Source organism: Thauera sp. ZXT1-4, assembly GCF_052598215.2.
The window spans coordinates 22,278-37,374 of sequence record NZ_JBQWSN020000019.1 but is presented as its reverse complement, the minus strand read 5'-3'; the positions used below and the strand labels follow the sequence as shown (position 1 = coordinate 37,374).

At 65.4% G+C, this 15,097-nt stretch carries 14 protein-coding genes; 2 read left to right on the top strand and 12 right to left on the bottom strand.

The annotated features are described in order from the left end of the window. Positions 1-6: 6 nt before the first annotated feature. The 3 genes from rpoD to rpsU all read right to left on the bottom strand — a co-directional run bounded on the left by rpoD (position 7) and on the right by rpsU (position 4,320). The gene (rpoD, locus tag ACUH78_RS13905) at positions 7-2,016 is read right to left on the bottom strand and encodes an RNA polymerase sigma factor RpoD (RefSeq protein WP_418364848.1); all 2,010 of its coding nucleotides are present in this window, start codon (positions 2,014-2,016) and stop codon (positions 7-9) included. Between the two features lie 48 nt (positions 2,017-2,064). Continuing rightward, positions 2,065-3,960, bottom strand: a complete 1,896-nt coding sequence (dnaG, locus tag ACUH78_RS13900; protein WP_445333764.1) for a DNA primase — start codon at positions 3,958-3,960, stop codon at positions 2,065-2,067. A 147-nt stretch (positions 3,961-4,107) separates the two neighbouring features. Then, positions 4,108-4,320: a 30S ribosomal protein S21 gene (gene rpsU, locus ACUH78_RS13895; RefSeq protein ID WP_004260978.1), complete on the bottom strand. Its 213-nt coding sequence runs from the start codon at positions 4,318-4,320 to the stop codon at positions 4,108-4,110. Between the two features lie 138 nt (positions 4,321-4,458). On the opposite strand from rpsU, the gene tsaD reads away from it, so the two are divergent. Further along, on the top strand, positions 4,459-5,487 hold the full coding sequence (gene tsaD, locus ACUH78_RS13890; RefSeq protein WP_418364849.1) for a tRNA (adenosine(37)-N6)-threonylcarbamoyltransferase complex transferase subunit TsaD: 1,029 nt from the start codon (positions 4,459-4,461) through the stop codon (positions 5,485-5,487). Positions 5,488-5,507: 20 nt separating this feature from the next. On the opposite strand, the gene plsY is transcribed toward tsaD, so the two are convergent. After that, positions 5,508-6,119, bottom strand: a complete 612-nt coding sequence (gene plsY / locus ACUH78_RS13885; protein WP_418364850.1) for a glycerol-3-phosphate 1-O-acyltransferase PlsY — start codon at positions 6,117-6,119, stop codon at positions 5,508-5,510. Positions 6,120-6,278: 159 nt separating this feature from the next. Here plsY and ACUH78_RS13880 point away from each other — a divergent pair, with 159 nt between their 5' ends. Then, positions 6,279-6,653, top strand: a complete 375-nt coding sequence (locus ACUH78_RS13880; protein ID WP_418364851.1) for a dihydroneopterin aldolase — start codon at positions 6,279-6,281, stop codon at positions 6,651-6,653. A gap of 128 nt (positions 6,654-6,781) precedes the next feature. On the opposite strand, the gene ACUH78_RS13875 is transcribed toward ACUH78_RS13880, so the two are convergent. The 8 genes from ACUH78_RS13875 to leuS form a co-directional block, all read right to left on the bottom strand. Next, complete coding sequence (locus ACUH78_RS13875; protein ID WP_418364852.1) at positions 6,782-7,141, bottom strand: H-NS histone family protein; 360 nt, start codon at positions 7,139-7,141, stop codon at positions 6,782-6,784. A 174-nt stretch (positions 7,142-7,315) separates the two neighbouring features. Then, on the bottom strand, positions 7,316-7,804 hold the full coding sequence (ybaK, locus tag ACUH78_RS13870; protein WP_418364853.1) for a Cys-tRNA(Pro) deacylase: 489 nt from the start codon (positions 7,802-7,804) through the stop codon (positions 7,316-7,318). A gap of 108 nt (positions 7,805-7,912) precedes the next feature. Continuing rightward, the gene (xerD, locus tag ACUH78_RS13865; RefSeq protein WP_418364854.1) at positions 7,913-8,842 is read right to left on the bottom strand and encodes a site-specific tyrosine recombinase XerD; all 930 of its coding nucleotides are present in this window, start codon (positions 8,840-8,842) and stop codon (positions 7,913-7,915) included. Further along, positions 8,839-9,345 carry a methylated-DNA--[protein]-cysteine S-methyltransferase gene (locus ACUH78_RS13860; RefSeq protein WP_418364855.1) on the bottom strand — a complete coding sequence of 169 codons (507 nt, stop codon included), beginning with the start codon at positions 9,343-9,345 and terminating at the stop codon, positions 8,839-8,841. Before ACUH78_RS13860 ends, xerD begins: the two co-directional genes overlap by 4 nt. Before the next feature lie 120 nt (positions 9,346-9,465). Next, on the bottom strand, positions 9,466-10,743 hold the full coding sequence (locus ACUH78_RS13855; protein WP_418364856.1) for a glutamate-5-semialdehyde dehydrogenase: 1,278 nt from the start codon (positions 10,741-10,743) through the stop codon (positions 9,466-9,468). Positions 10,744-10,799: 56 nt separating this feature from the next. Continuing rightward, positions 10,800-11,810, bottom strand: coding sequence for a DNA polymerase III subunit delta (gene holA, locus ACUH78_RS13850; protein WP_418364857.1), 1,011 nt, complete (start codon positions 11,808-11,810; stop codon positions 10,800-10,802). Positions 11,811-11,833: 23 nt separating this feature from the next. Further along, on the bottom strand, positions 11,834-12,442 hold the full coding sequence (locus tag ACUH78_RS13845) for an LPS-assembly lipoprotein LptE (RefSeq protein ID WP_445333758.1): 609 nt from the start codon (positions 12,440-12,442) through the stop codon (positions 11,834-11,836). An 11-nt stretch (positions 12,443-12,453) separates the two neighbouring features. Further along, positions 12,454-15,081 (bottom strand): leucine--tRNA ligase, encoded by a 2,628-nt coding sequence (gene leuS / locus ACUH78_RS13840; protein ID WP_418364859.1) that lies wholly within the window; start codon positions 15,079-15,081, stop codon positions 12,454-12,456. Positions 15,082-15,097: the final 16 nt, after the last annotated feature.

Below are 15,097 nucleotides of genomic sequence, written 5' to 3'. Positions count from 1 at the left end.
GCTGCCTTACTGGTCGCTATCCAGGAAACTGCGCAGTTTTTCCGAGCGGCTCGGGTGACGCAGCTTGCGCAGGGCCTTGGCTTCGATCTGGCGGATACGCTCGCGGGTGACGTCGAATTGTTTGCCGACCTCTTCCAGTGTGTGGTCCGTGTTCATCTCGATACCAAAACGCATGCGCAACACCTTGGCCTCGCGCTGAGTCAAGGAGTCGAGCACCTCGCAGGTAGCGTCGCGCAGGCCGGAGTACATCGCGGCCTCGGCCGGGGCCAGGGTCGCGGTGTCCTCGATGAAGTCGCCCAGGTGGGAGTCGTCGTCGTCGCCGATCGGCGTCTCCATGGAGATCGGCTCCTTGGAGATTTTCATGATCTTGCGGATCTTCTCCTCGGGCATCTCCATCTTCTCGGCCAGCGTCGCGGGATCGGGCTCCTGGCCGGTTTCCTGCAGGATCTGGCGGCTGATGCGGTTCATCTTGTTGATCGTCTCGATCATGTGCACCGGGATGCGGATGGTGCGGGCCTGGTCGGCGATCGATCGCGTGATGGCCTGGCGGATCCACCACGTGGCGTAGGTCGAGAACTTGTAACCGCGGCGGTATTCGAACTTGTCCACCGCCTTCATCAGGCCGATGTTGCCTTCCTGGATGAGGTCGAGGAACTGCAGGCCGCGGTTGGTGTACTTCTTGGCGATCGAGATTACCAGGCGCAGGTTGGCCTCCGTCATCTCGCGCTTGGCGCGGCGCATCTTGGCTTCGCCGGTGGACATCTGGCGGTTGATGTCCTTCAACTCCTTCAGCGGGATGCCGAGCCTGTCCTGGAGGTCGATCAGCTTTTGCTGCTCTTCGAGTACGGCCGGGTGAATGCGCATCAGGCCTTCGGCGTAGTTCTTGCCGGAGGCAATCTCGTCCTTGAGCCAGTCCAGCTTGACCTCCTGGCCAGGGAAGACCTTGATGAAGTGCTGTCGCGGCATGCCGGCGCGGTCGACGCAGAGCTGCAGGATCTGGCGTTCGTGGCTGCGCACCTGCTCGACCATGTGGCGCACCGAGTCGCACAGCTTCTCGATGGCCTTGGCGGTGAAGCGGATGTTGAGCAACTCGTCCGAGATCTGCTGCTTGAGCTCGAGGTAGGCTTTGTCCTGCGAGTCCTTCTTGTCGAGGACTGCCATCTTCTTCGCGTAGAGCGCGCGGATGACGTCGAAGCGGGCGAGCGCGTCGTTCTTGAGCTGGAGTAGCGAGGCGGCGTTGGCGCGTTCGGCGCTGTCCGCGTCGTCTTCTTCGTCGTCGCCGTCGTCGCCGCTGTCCTCGTCTTCGCTGGCCTCTTCCTCGTCTTCGGCGCTGGCTGCGGCGGCTTCGTCTTCGGTGCCCTCTTCGCTGCTGGCGTTGGGGTCGATCAGGCCGTCGATCAGCTCATCTATCTTGGCCTCGTCGCGCGCGATGCGGTCGACGATCTCGAGCATCTCGGCAATCGTCGTCGGGCAGGCGGAGATTGCCTGCACCATGTGCTTGAGACCATCCTCGATGCGCTTGGCGATCTCGATCTCGCCCTCGCGGGTCAGCAACTCGACCGTCCCCATCTCGCGCATGTACATGCGGACCGGATCGGTCGTGCGCCCGAATTCGGAGTCGACGGAGGACAGCGCCTGTTCGGCTTCCTCTTCGGCGACATCCTCGTCGACATTGGTGGCGACGCTGTCCGACATGAGCAGGTCTTCGGCGGCAGGCGCCGCGTCATAGACCTGGATGCCCATGTTGTTGAAGGTCGCGATGATGCCCTCGATCTGTTCCGCATCAGCGACGTCGTCCGGAAGGTGGTCGCTGATTTCGGCGTAGGTGAGATAGCCGCGTTCCTTGCCGAGCGTGATCAGGGTCTTCAGGCGCGTACGACGCACCTCCGCGTCAAGCGGGGTGGTGGCGGGGCTTTCAACGACGGGGGCTGCCTTGTCCTTGGCCTTCGCCTTGGAGGGGCGCCCCTTGGCGGAGGGCGCGTCCTTGCGCGGATCCTTGGCTTTTTCGCGTGCCATAGCACTCCTCAGGTGAGGGTGTAAGAAATAGGGAAACCGAAAATTGTACTATAAATCTGAGACTTTGCCGCTGCTGGCCAAGTTCCGCTTCTCCATCAGAAGGCCGTTCAGGCGATGGCGACGGGGCCCGTCGAGGCCTTCGTCGCGGTCCTGCTTGAGAAGAAGGTCGATTTCCTTACCGATCGCGTCCATCTGCAGTTTGCGCAGCGCGTCGTCGAAAAGGGCCTCCACCACGCTCTCGTCGAACTCCGCTTCGACCAACTCGGCCGCCACGCGTGAGAGTGTGTCGCCGTGCGGAGTGTCGCGGAAGCGCTCGATGAGTGCGCCCAGGCCGTTGGCCGGAATCGCCTCGCCCAGACTGAGCAGGTCGATGATGGCGATCAGCGCCTGGCCTTCAGGGCTGTCATCCGGGACCAGGGCCACGGGCAGTCGCGCTGCCCAGGTCGGATGCTGCATGACGAGGCGCAGCAGGGTGCCCGCGGTCGAGGGCGGCTTGCGGCGCCCTCCGGGCCGCGGGCGTGGGGTCGGAGTGCCCCTGGGGCGGATGCGTGACGTGCTTGTGGGGGTGGAGGTGGCGTCATCCGTGTGTGCACCGTCATTGCTCGCCGGTGAGGGCGAGTGTGCTGCCGGCTGTGGGTCCGCACCGCGCCTGCGTTTTGCGCTGCTGGCGATCTGTTCGAAGGCGTATTCGACCTCCGCCTGTGTCATGCCCGCGCTTTCCGCGACGGCCTTGATGACCTGTAATCGAAGCAAGGGGGCGGCAATCCGGGTGACGAGCGGCGCGGCTTCGTGTACGAACGCGGCGCGACCCTCGGCGCTCTCGAGGTGATGGCGACTGCGGAGTTCCTGGATCAAGAATCCGGCCAGGGGTGTGGCGGCGCTGGCGGCGGAACGGAATGCTTCGACGCCTTCGGCGCGCACGAAGGAGTCCGGGTCGTGCTCGGCAGGCAGGAACAGAAAGGCCAGCGTGGCGTCGTCGCGCAGGGACTCCAGTGCATTCTCGAGGGCACGCCAGGCTGCACGGCGACCGGCAGCGTCGCCGTCGAAGCAGAAGACGATGCGATCGGTCTGGCGCAGCAGGGTGTGCACGTGCTGCGGCGTGGTGGCGGTGCCCAGTGTGGCGACCGCGTTCTCGAGCCCATATTGCGCGAGGGCGACCACGTCCATGTAGCCCTCGACCACGACCGCAAACCCCGCATCGCGGATCGCCTTCTGCGCGAGGAAGAGTCCGTACAACTCGCGCCCCTTCTCGAACAGCGGCGTTTCGGGCGAGTTGAGGTACTTGGGCTCTCCCTTGTCCAGTACGCGGCCACCGAAGGCGATGATGCGCCCGCGGCGGTCGTGGATCGGGAACATGATGCGGCCGCGGAAGCGGTCGTAGCGCCGCCCCTGGTCGTTGTCGATCACCAGACCTGCGTCGGCCAGCGTCTTGGCTTGATAGTCGGAAACGGTCTCTTTCAGGCTTTGCCAATCGTCTGGTGCATAGCCGAGACCGAAGCGCGCTGCAACCTTTCCCGACAGCCCTCGGCGCTTGAGGTACTCGACTGCATGCGGCGTGGTCTTCAGTTGGTCCTGGTAGAAGCGCGCGGCGATCCCGAGCGCCTCGTAGAGCGGCTCGCTGATGTCGTTGTGTACCGCACTGGCGCTGCGGCCGTCGTCCGGCACCTGCAGGCCGACCTGCCCCGCGAGTTCCTTCACGGCATCGACGAAGCCCAGTCCGCTGTATTCCATCAGGAAGCCGATGGCGCTGCCGTGAACGCCGCAACCGAAGCAGTGGTAGAACTGCTTCGAGGGACTGACCGAGAAGGATGCGGACTTCTCGCCGTGGAAGGGGCAGCAGGCGAAGTAGTTCGCGCCGCTCTTCTTCAAAGGCAGGTAGCGCTCGATGACGTCGACGATATCGACGCGGGACAGCAGTTCCTGAACGAAGGACTGTGGGATCATCGTGCGCAAGGACGACTGCGCGCGCCTGCCAGATCCGTCATGGATGGCGGCGGCGGTGCGCGCAGATCAAAAAGCATCACGCCGGGCGAAGGTCAACGAACCTTCGGCCGGCGTGCGGGCGTCCCCTGAAGCGGGGCGCAGCAGGGCTCAGTACAGCTTCGGCGGCAGCATCTGGCTGCGCAGGCGCTTGTGGTTGCGCTTGACTGCGGCTGCCAGCTTGCGCTTGCGCTCGGCGGTGGGCTTTTCGTAGAACTCGCGCGAGCGCAGTTCGGTCAGCACACCGGTCTTCTCGATGGTGCGCTTGAAGCGGCGGATCGCAACTTCAAACGGCTCGTTTTCCTTGACGCGGATACCGGGCATTGCGGACTTCCTTGGGTGTCTGGTGGGCAGAAAGACCGCGAATATAAACTAGGGCTCCGATGAAGGCAAGAGGTGTGGCGCGCGCGACCCGCCCGCCGGAGGTTAGAATGCGACATCCAAAAAAGGGCTTCCGTTCTCATGAAAGTTCTCGGCATCGAAACCTCCTGCGACGAAACTGGGGTGGCGATCTACGATACTGGCGCGGGTCTGCTGGCTCATAGCCTGCATTCCCAGATCGATCTCCACGCGGCCTACGGTGGCGTAGTGCCGGAGCTTGCTTCGCGCGACCACATCCGCCGGCTTCCGCTGCTGCTGAAGCAGACCTTGGCGGAAGCCGGGTTGCAGGCGAGTGATCTCGATGCCGTAGCCTACACAGCAGGGCCGGGACTGGCCGGGGCGCTGCTGGTGGGGGCGAGCGTGGCCGAATCCTTCGCCATGGCGCGGGGCATTCCGGCGCTGCCGGTGCACCACCTCGAAGGGCATCTGCTTTCGCCGCTGCTGTCGGCCGATCCGCCACAGTTTCCGTTCGTTGCGCTGCTTGTGTCCGGTGGACATACCCAACTGATGCGGGTGCGGGGCATCGGTGACTATGCGCTCCTGGGTGAGTCGGTGGATGACGCAGCGGGTGAGGCCTTCGACAAAACAGCCAAACTGCTGGGACTGGGCTATCCGGGAGGTCCGCAACTGGCGCAGTTGGCCGAGCAGGGGGTGGCGGGGCGGTTTCGTCTGCCGCGTCCCATGCTGCACTCCGGCGACCTCGATTTCAGCTTCAGCGGCTTGAAGACGGCAGTGCTGAACGTCGTTTCCGCGCCGGGCTGGAACCCCGGCGATATGGCTGACCTTGCAGCGGAGTTCCAGCAGGCGGTGGTTGAGGTCTTGTGCGCCAAGGCGCTGGCTGCGCTGAAGAAGGTGGGCCTGAAAACTCTGGTGGTCGCTGGCGGCGTGGGCGCGAACAGGTGCCTGCGGACAACGCTGGATGCCGCGCTCGCGGCCAGGGGGGGGCGGGTGCATTACCCGGAGCCCGCGCTGTGCACCGACAATGGCGCGATGATCGCCTTTGCGGGCGCCATGCGCCTGGCTGCGGGAGACGGTGCGCCGGAAGCCCCCGCCGTGCGTGTCAAGTCGCGCTGGCCGATGACTGAACTTCAGCCGCCGGTTCGGATCTGACGCGCCTTGCCGATCCGGGTTCAGGATTCGGGCGGGTTGCCCTTCTTCTTGCCGCCGATCTTGCCTTCCGTACCCGCGCGCAGGCGAGCGATGTTTTCCTTGTGGCGCCATACGAGCGCAGCCGCCATCACCGCGAGCACGCCCGTGGCGAACTGCGGGCCGAGGAACTGCAGGGCCGCAAAGGGCGCCGCGATTGCCGCGGACAGCGCTGCAGCCGAGGAGTAGCGGGTGGTGTAGGCAATCATCAGCCAGATCACGGCGCTGAAGATGGCGACCCGTGCATCCACGCCGGCCAGCACGCCGAGCGCTGTGGCGACGCCCTTGCCGCCGTTGAAGCGCAGGAACATCGAGAATGCATGGCCAAGGAAGGCCGCCAGGCCGGCGAGCGCCGCCTGTCCCAGATCAAAGCCAAGCTGTGTGGCCGCCCAGACGGCGAGCCAGCCCTTTGCGCTGTCGCCGATCAGCGTCAGTGCGGCTGCGAACTTGTTTCCGCTGCGCAGCACATTGGTGGCGCCCGGGTTGCCTGAGCCATATTTGCGTGGGTCCTGCAGGCCGAAGAGCTTGCTGGTCACGATTGCGAAGGGGATGGAGCCTAGCAGGTAGGCGGCGGCGAGCAACAGCAGAAGGGACATCTTGGCTCCGCGACCCGCTTTGCGCGGGTAGATCCGTTACGGACTGCATGAAGGGGCGGCGTGTCGAAGCATTGGGCAAGCCTCGTGCTGTGCGTGGCAATCACGCGGCAGGCTGGCTTGGGCACGTTAGAATCGCAGGGATTCTAAACGGGAAGCAGCATGGATTTCATCTTTATCGAAGAATTGCGGGTCAAGGCCTGGGTCGGCATCTACGCGCGCGAGAAGACCGGACCGCAAACCGTCGAACTCAATCTGACCTTCGGCGTGCCAGACGCTGCCGCCGAGCATGACGACATTGCCGACACGATCGACTACGCGGTGGTGACCGAACGTATCCGAAAGGAATTATCGGAACGGCATTTCAACCTGATCGAAAGTCTGGGTGAATTTGTCGTCAATCTGCTTTTCGAAGAGTTCGGTGCGCCGTGGGTGAAGCTGAAGGTCGCCAAGATCGGCGTAATGAAGGATGTGCGGCGTGTTGGTGTGCATATCCAGCGCAGCCGCGCGGGCGTGGTCGTTCCGCCTGCGGCATGAAAAGAAGCCGCCCTTGCAGCGCGGGCTGGCTGCAAGGGCGTGGTGATGTGTTCCGCCGGGCAGATAGGTGTCAGTGCAGAAAGGTCTGCGCTGAATCGCGCCCCGGGGGAATCGGGGCGATTCTCCGATCAGACTGCGAGATCGTCCAGCGACTTGCCTTGCGCCAGCCAGTCCAATGCCCATTGGGGCTTGCGGCCGCGGCCGCTCCAGCCTTGGTCCGGGTTGGCGGGGTTACGGTACTTGATGACGGGCGCAGCCTTCACTTTCTTCGGGCCGGGCCGGCGGCCACGACGGGCCGGCTTGTCGTCACTTGCCGCGGGGGTTGCGCCTTCGAGCAGGTCGCCGAGCGACAGGCCTTCGTCGGCCGCCATCTTCTGCATGCGCTTGAGAAGATTGCGTCGCGTCACGTCACTGCGGCGGCGGATTTCCGCTTCGATCTTGCCCTGAAGGCGACGCAATTCGGGAAGTGTATAGCTGGAAAGATCCATTTTATTCAGGCTCCAGGGCGTTCTTGATTCAGGTAATTGACACCTGCTTTCCGCGTCAATTGTGCCACCTTTCAAACGGAGAGATAAAGCGTTTTCATTTCGTGCGCGATCTTCTTTACACCCTTCTCCGCAACCGCCCTGATCGGGAAGGATGATCGGTTCCCGCTCCGCCGTTCAATTTGCTGCCGACACCAGCACAGGGGTAAGCGCGCGCATCAGATCGTGCGGATGAATGCCGACCAGAAATCCACGTCGTCCGCCGTTGATGTAGATCAGCGGGAGATCGAGGATGCTGCGTTCCATATATACCGGCATCTTGCGCCGGGTGCCGAAGGGTGATGTGCCGCCGATCAGATAACCGCTATGCCGGTTAGCGGTTTCGGGCTTGCAGGGCTCGACATGCTTGCAGGAAATCTGGCGCGCCAGTTCCTTTGTGGAAACCTTGCGGTCGCCGTGCATCAGCACCACCATCGGCTGGTTATTTTCGTCCTCCATGATCAGGGTCTTGATGACAGAGTGCTCCGAAACATTGAGCTCCCGCGACGAAACCTCGGTTCCGCCGTGCTCCTCGTATTCATAAAGATGGGCCGAGAATGCGATGCCATGCTGGCGCAGGAAACGGGTGGCGGGCGTTTCGGGGGCGTGTTTTTCGTTTTTGCTCATGATCTATCCGAGGAACCGGGAGTGGTTGTCGTCAAAAGGATCGCAGCCAATCGTGCGCGTCCGGTGTGAATGCATGCGCGTCGCAGTATTCACTCCGCAATCTGGGACTCAGGCGCGTGGATGGTGTTTTGCGTGCAGTTGCTTGAGCCGTTCACGTGCAACATGCGTATAGACCTGGGTCGTCGAAATGTCCGCGTGTCCCAGCAATAGCTGGACCACGCGCAGATCCGCACCGTGATTGAGCAGATGGGTCGCAAAGGCGTGGCGCAGGGTGTGCGGTGATATGCGGTCGCTGGAAATTCCCGCGTGAGCTGCATGCTGCTTGATGATGCGCCAGAACATTTGCCGTGTCATGCCCGTGCCGAATCGGGTCACGAACACTTCATCGCAATTGCGTCCGCCCAACAGCGCCGGGCGGGCTTCGAGCAGGTAGCGGCGCAGCCAGTCAGCGGCAATCTCACCGATCGGAACCAGCCTTTCCTTGCTGCCCTTGCCCATGATGCGCAGCACGCCTTCAGCGAGACCCATCGCAAATACTTTCAAGCCGACCAGTTCGGAGACACGCAGGCCGGCGGCATACAGCACCTCGAGCATGCAGCGGTCACGCAGGCCTTGGGGCGAGTCGGTGTCGGGCGTGTCGAGCAGCGCTTCGACCTGGGCTTCGCTCAGCGTCTTCGGAAAGCGCTCGGCCGGCATCGGCGAATCGAGCAGAAGTGTCGGGTCTTCGGCAATCTCGCGGTTGGCGAGCAGCATGCGGTAATAGCGCCGCCATGCCGCTAGCAGGCGGCGCTGGGTTGCGGGGCGGGCGTTACGGCTGAAATCCGCGAGATAGGCGCTCAGGTCCGCTGCGGAGGCCGCCGGCAGCCGTCCGTCGCGTTGTTCGAGCCAGGCGGCGAAGTGTGCGAGATCGCTGCGATAGCCAGCCAGCGTGTTGCGCGCCAGGCCGTGTTCCAGCCAGAGGTTGTCGGTGAAACGGTCGAGTGCGCTGCGATGGTGTGCCTGCAGCCCGGCTTCGACGGCGGGCTTGCGAGCGCTCACAGCGCGCCTTCGAAAGCCAGCAGCCAGCGCTTGACGTCGAGCAGCCAGCCGCTGCGCGCGTTGGCGAAGCCCCCCAGGCCGGCGGCAGACGTCACGCGGTGGCACGGCACGATCAGCGGGAACGGGTTTGCGCCGCAGGCCTGGCCGACGGCGCGTGGTGCGCTGCCCAGGCTTGTGGCGAGTTCACCGTAGGTGGTGGTCTGGCCACGCGGGATGGCGCGGATCGCGGCCCACACCCGCTGGCGGAATGCCGTACCGCAGGGGGCGAGTGGAACGGGGAAGGGGGCGTCGGGATCGTCGATCCAGCCCCGCAGGGCATGCGCAGCCGCGCCCGCAGTGGCGTTCTGAGGGTCGAGCAGCGGCGTGCCCGGGGGCAGGAAGACGAGCTCTCGGATGAACTCGCCCTCGCTGCGGATGCCGAAGGGGCCGAACGGCAGCGCAATGACCGCATCGAGGCCTCCCGTGGTGTCGATGGCTTGCACGCAGTCCTCCGTATTCGTCATGTCCGGGTCCGTATCTTTGCACCAAGGTGCACTCGGGAGGACTGGGGGCGTGGAGGCGGCCAGTTGCCCCGCGCGCGGGGTGGTGCCTGCGTCCGTGCCCCAGTATGCCGGGTGCCGGGCTCAGCGGCGCGTTTCTCCATTGCCGAACACCACCCATTTTTGGCTGGTCAGGCCCTCTAGGCCCACTGGGCCGCGGGCGTGAATCTTGTCGGTGGAAATACCGATCTCTGCGCCCAGGCCGTACTCGAAGCCATCGGCGAAGCGGGTCGATGCATTGACCATCACCGAGGAGGAGTCGACCTCGCGCAGGAAGCGCATGGCGTGCGTGTAGTTCTCGGTGACGATGGCCTCGGTGTGCCCCGAACTGTAGGCGTTGATGTGCTCGATCGCCTGGTCCAGCCCGTCGACCAGCTTCACCGCGATGATCGGAGCGAGGTACTCCTCGCGCCAGTCGGTCTCGGTGGCGGCAACCAGCTTTGCGGCGTCGATGCCGGCCTCGGCGAGCAGCGCGAGCGATTCCGCGCAGCAGCGCATCTCGACGCCCTTGGCGGCGAGCATGCGGCCGATCTCCGCGAGGTAGATGTCGGCCACATCGCGTGCGACGAGCAGCGATTCGGCGGTATTGCAGGTCCCGTAGCGCTGCGTCTTGGCGTTCTCTACGATGGGCACGACCTTGGCGGGGTCGGCCTCGTCATCGATGTACACATGGCAGTTGCCATCGAGGTGCTTGATTACAGGCACGCGCGCGTCCCTCGAGATGCGCTCGATCAAACCCTTGCCGCCGCGCGGCACGATCACGTCGATGTATTCGGGCATGGTGATCATTGCGCCCACGGCCGCGCGGTCGGTGGTCTCGATCACCTGCACCGCGTGTTCGGGCAGACCGGCCGCGACAAGGCCGGTGCGCACGCAGGCGGCGATCGCACGATTTGAATGGATCGCCTCCTTGCCGCCGCGCAGGATCGCCGCATTGCCGGACTTCAGGCACAGCGCCGCAGCATCGGCAGTGACGTTGGGCCGGGCCTCGTAGATGATGCCGATCACGCCCAGCGGCACGCGCATCTTGCCGAGCTGGATGCCGGAGGGGCGCCGTTTGAGGTCGGTCATCTCGCCCACCGGGTCGGGCAGGGTGGCGATTTGTTCCAGCCCGGAGGCCATGGACTCGATGCCTTTCTCGTTCAGGGTCAGGCGGTCGATCAGGGCAGGCTCCAGGCCGGCGGCGCGCGCTTCGTCCAGATCACGGGCATTGGCCGCGAGCAGTTCGTCGCGGTGGGTGCGGATCTCCGTGGCCATCGCCAGCAGCGCGGTGTTCTTGCTTGCGGTCGAAGTGGCGGCGAGTACGCGTGACGCCGCGCGAGCCTGGCGGCCGAGCGTCTGCATGTAGTTCTGGATGTCCATCGCAGTATCGGGTGTGAGGCAAAGCGGCAATTAAAGCACCGATTGCCGCGACTGGGCTACGGGCGGCGCGCCAGCCGCAGCGTGAGCTGCAGGAACTCGTCCCACACCTCGCCGGCGGCCAGACCCTTGATGATGCGGTCGATGCGGGCGGCGTGCATCAGCGCCGCGCGCAGCCCCGCCTGGTCCAGCCGGCTTAGCGCCCTGCTCATCGCCTGCTGCCGGCGTGGCTCGAAGATGCGCTCCGCCTTGAACAGCGCGGCCAGTGGCTGGCCGGCGTCCCGCCCTGCGCACAGGGTGGCCAGGCTGCGCGTCTCGTTTGCGAGCGCCCACAGCACCAGGGGTGGTGCAGCGCCCTCGCCCTCAAGTCCGTCGAGCAGGCGGGCGCAGCGCGCAGGATCGCCCTCCAGCACTGCTTGGCGCAGCTTGTCGATGTCGTAGCGGGCGACGTTCAGCACTGCGTCCTGCACCTGTTCGAGCGTCAATGTGCCCTCGCCGTGCAACAGGCCGAGCTTGAGGATCTCCTGGTGGGCGGCGAGCAGGTTACCCTCGACATGGTCGGCGATGAACGCGAGCGCCTCGGGCGGTGCGGACTGTTTCTGCGTGGCGAGCCGGCGGCCGACCCAGTCGGGCAGGCGTTCGCGCTCGGGGGCGTTCAGCTCGATGCTCACCGCCGCGTCGCTGAGCGCCTTGAACCACACGGTCTTGCGCGTTGCCCAGTCGAGCTCGGGCAGGGTGATCAGGGTCAGGGTCTGTGCCGGAAGGGTGGTGATATAGCGCTGCAGGGCGTCGCCGCCATCGCGCCCGGGCTTGCCGGTGGGGATGCGCAGGTCGATCAGCTTGTTGCCGCCGAACAGCGACAGGTTGCCCGCAGCGAGGGTGAGCGCGTCCCACTTGAAGCCCTGTCCGACCACCAGGGTTTCGCGCTCATCGTAGCCCTGGCGGCGGGCGGCGGCACGGATGGCATCCGCCGCTTCGAGCACCAGCAAGGGTTCGTTGCCGTGCAGTAGCCACAGTGGCGCGAGCGGGCGCTCGAGCTGGGCAGTGAGCAGGTCGGGGCGCAGGTTCATGCGCGGCAGGCTCTCTGGCGCGTTCAGCCGGCGTGGTTCACGGCTGCGAGCCGGCGCATCATCTGCTGCACCAGGTCGTTCTGCATGTCGCGGTAGAGCAGATCCTCTTCCTGCTCCTTGCCGAGCACCTGGCTGTCATCGAAGGTGTACTCACGGCGCGCGGAGATGCTGGTGGGTGGGATCAGGGCCTTGCCTGCCTTGTCGAGGAGTTGGAAGCGCAGGGTCTGGGTGAGTTGGTACTCCCGCACCTTGCCGGCGCCCGTCAGGCTCAGGATCTCCCGGCCGCGGTCGCTGGAGAGGATCTGCAGGCGCGCGTCGGCCTGTTCGGCCTCATCCATGATGCGCGTCGTGCCGGAGGTGGCGACGAGCCGGCGCAGGCTTGCGCCCAGCTCGGATTGTGCCGCGGCGTTGATGTGCAGGGTGGCGAACGACAGTGCCTGCGGCCCTCGCAGCTGGAAGCCGCAGCCCGACAGCAGCATGGCAGCGATGACGCTGCCGGCCATGAACAGGCGTCTTCGACCCGTGCTTGCCGGGCCTTCCACGATTGCAGCTTGCGGCTGGCCCTCGGCGCCAATGGCCCCGGGCGCGCGCAGGCTGGCAGGGCCGGTGTCGGGATTGGGGCGGATGGACATGCGCGGGATCCTCAGGCGACGATGTTGACCAGACGGCCGGGGACGACGACGACCTTCTTTGCCGGCTTGCCTTCCATGAACTTCTGCGCGGCCTCGGAGGCGAGGGCGATCGCCTCGATGTCGGCCTTCGGGGCGTCGGCAGCGACCTTGATGCTGCCGCGCAGCTTGCCGTTGACTTGTACCATCAGCTCGATCTCGTCCTGCTTGAGCGCGTCCTCGGCAACTTCCGGCCAGTGCGCAGCGAGGATGTCGGTGCCGAAGCCGCAGTCCTGCCAAAGCGCGTGGCAGATGTGCGGGGTGATTGGCGAGAGCAGGCGCAGCAGGATGGAGAAGCCTTCCTCGGCCAGTTCCGCATGGGCAGCGGGCTCGCTGGAAGCGAGATCCTTGTGCGCCTTCTCGAGCGCGTTGAGGATCTTCATCGCCGCCGACACCACGGTGTTGAACTGGTGCTTGCCGAAGTCGTAGCTCGCCTGCTTGAGGTGCGTATGCACCTCGCGGCGCACGTCGGCCGCGGCGGCGGGCAGGGTGCCGGCGGCGAGCTTGCGTTCGGCGGGTAGTGCGGTGCGGGTGGTGGTGGCGAAGGCGTGGCCGTAGTTCCACACCCGGCGCAGGAAGCGCGAGGCGCCCTCGACGCCGGCGTCGGACCACTCGAGCTGCTGGTCGGGCGGTGCGGCGAACATCATGAACAGGCGCGCGGTGTCGGCGCCGTACTGGTCCACCAGCGACTGCGGGTCGACGCCGTTGTTCTTCGACTTCGACATCTTCTCAATGCCGCCGATGACCACCGGCAGGCCATCCGCTTCGAGCTTCGCGGCGACGATGCGGCCCTTCTCGTCACGCTCGACCACCACGTCGGCCGGATTGATCCACTGCTTCTTGCCGCCGTCCAGCTCGCGGTAGTAGGTCTCGGCCACCACCATGCCCTGGGTGAGCAGCGCGCTGAAGGGCTCGGAGACATTGACCAGACCGCAGTCGCGCATCGCGCGGGTGAAGAAGCGCGAGTACAGCAGGTGCAGGATGGCGTGCTCGATGCCACCGATGTACTGGTCGACCGGCGCCCAGTAGTTGACGCGCTCGTCCACCATCGCGGTCGTGCTGTCGGCGCAGGCGTAGCGCAGGAAGTACCAGGACGACTCGACGAAGGTGTCCATGGTGTCGGTCTCGCGCCTGGCAGGCTTGCCACACTTGGGGCAGCTGCACGCGTAGAACTCGGGCATCTTGGCCAGCGGCGAGCCGCGACCGGTGATCTCCACGTTCTCGGGCAGCACCACCGGCAGCTGCACGTCCGGCACCGGCACGTCGCCGCAGTCGGCGCAGTGGATCATCGGGATCGGGCAGCCCCAGTAGCGCTGGCGCGAGATGCCCCAGTCGCGCAGGCGGTACTGCACGCGCTTGGCGCCGAGGCCTTTCGCGGCGAGGTCGGTGGCGATCGCATCGACTGCGCCCTGGAAGTCGAGGCCGTCGTACTTGCCGGAATTCACCAGGCGGCCATGCTCGGCGTAGGCGTCCTGCCAAGGCGCGACGGTGTCGGCGTAGGCCTCCGAGCCGACCACCATGCGGATCGGCAGCTCGTATTTGGTGGCGAAGGCAAAGTCGCGCTCGTCGTGCGCCGGCACCGCCATCACCGCCCCTTCACCGTAGCCCATCAGCACGTAGTTGGCGACCCAGACCTCGAGCGGCTCATTGGTGAGCGGATGGCGCACCTTGAGGCTGGTGGGCATGCCCTTCTTCTCCATCGTGGCGATGTCGGCTTCGGCCACACCGCCGCGCTTGCATTCCTCGATGAATTCGGCGAGCGCAGGGTTGTCGGCGGCGGCCTGGGTGGCGAGCGGGTGCTCGGCTGCCACCGCGACGTAAGTCGCGCCCATCAGGGTGTCGGCGCGGGTGGTGAACACCTTCAGCGCGCCTTCGTGGCCGATGCTGGAGACGTCGAACGGGAAGCTGATCTCCACGCCTTCCGAGCGGCCGATCCAGTTCTTCTGCATCAGCTTGACCTGCTCGGGCCAGTTGGGCAGGTCGTCCAGCGCGGACAGCAGCTCGTCGGCGTAGGCGGTGATCTTCATGTAGTACATGGGGATCTCGCGCTTCTCGACGAGCGCGCCCGAGCGCCAGCCGCGGCCGTCGATGACCTGCTCGTTGGCAAGCACGGTCTCGTCGACCGGGTCCCAGTTCACCGTGCCGAGGCGCTTGTAGATCAGCCCCTTCTCGAACAGCCGGGTGAACAGCCACTGCTCCCAGCGGTAGTACTCGGGGGTGCAGGTGGCGAGTTCGCGCGACCAGTCGATGGCGAAGCCGAGGCGCTTCAGCTGCGCCTTCATGTACTCGATGTTGGCGTAGGTCCACTTCGCCGGCGGCACGTTGTTCTGGATCGCGGCGTTCTCGGCTGGCATGCCGAAGGCGTCCCAGCCCATGGGCTGCAGCACGTTGAAGCCCTTCATGCGGTGGAAGCGCGCGAGCACGTCGCCAATGGTGTAGTTGCGCACGTGCCCCATGTGCAGCTTGCCCGAGGGGTAGGGGAACATCGACAGGCAGTAGTACTTCGGACGGCTGGCGTCCTCGGTCACGCGGAAGGCGTCGGTGGAGTCCCAGTGCTGCTGGGCGGCCGTTTCGAGGGCGGCGGGCTGGTATTTTTCCTGCATGGCGGGCGTGCACAAG

Excerpts from the sequence above, each read along its gene's own strand:
- rpoD (WP_418364848.1), bottom strand. The coding sequence starts at position 2,016 with ATGGCACGCGAAAAAGCCAAGGATCCGCGCAAGGACGCGCCCTCCGCC.
- dnaG (WP_445333764.1), bottom strand. The coding sequence starts at position 3,960 with ATGATCCCACAGTCCTTCGTTCAGGAACTGCTGTCCCGCGTCGATATC.
- rpsU (WP_004260978.1), bottom strand. The coding sequence starts at position 4,320 with ATGCCCGGTATCCGCGTCAAGGAAAACGAGCCGTTTGAAGTTGCGATC.
- tsaD (WP_418364849.1), top strand. The coding sequence starts at position 4,459 with ATGAAAGTTCTCGGCATCGAAACCTCCTGCGACGAAACTGGGGTGGCG.
- plsY (WP_418364850.1), bottom strand. The coding sequence starts at position 6,119 with ATGTCCCTTCTGCTGTTGCTCGCCGCCGCCTACCTGCTAGGCTCCATC.
- ACUH78_RS13880 (WP_418364851.1), top strand. The coding sequence starts at position 6,279 with ATGGATTTCATCTTTATCGAAGAATTGCGGGTCAAGGCCTGGGTCGGC.
- ACUH78_RS13875 (WP_418364852.1), bottom strand. The coding sequence starts at position 7,141 with ATGGATCTTTCCAGCTATACACTTCCCGAATTGCGTCGCCTTCAGGGC.
- ybaK (WP_418364853.1), bottom strand. The coding sequence starts at position 7,804 with ATGAGCAAAAACGAAAAACACGCCCCCGAAACGCCCGCCACCCGTTTC.
- ACUH78_RS13860 (WP_418364855.1), bottom strand. The coding sequence starts at position 9,345 with ATGACGAATACGGAGGACTGCGTGCAAGCCATCGACACCACGGGAGGC.
- ACUH78_RS13855 (WP_418364856.1), bottom strand. The coding sequence starts at position 10,743 with ATGGACATCCAGAACTACATGCAGACGCTCGGCCGCCAGGCTCGCGCG.
- holA (WP_418364857.1), bottom strand. The coding sequence starts at position 11,810 with ATGAACCTGCGCCCCGACCTGCTCACTGCCCAGCTCGAGCGCCCGCTC.
- ACUH78_RS13845 (WP_445333758.1), bottom strand. The coding sequence starts at position 12,442 with ATGTCCATCCGCCCCAATCCCGACACCGGCCCTGCCAGCCTGCGCGCG.
- leuS (WP_418364859.1), bottom strand. The coding sequence starts at position 15,081 with ATGCAGGAAAAATACCAGCCCGCCGCCCTCGAAACGGCCGCCCAGCAG.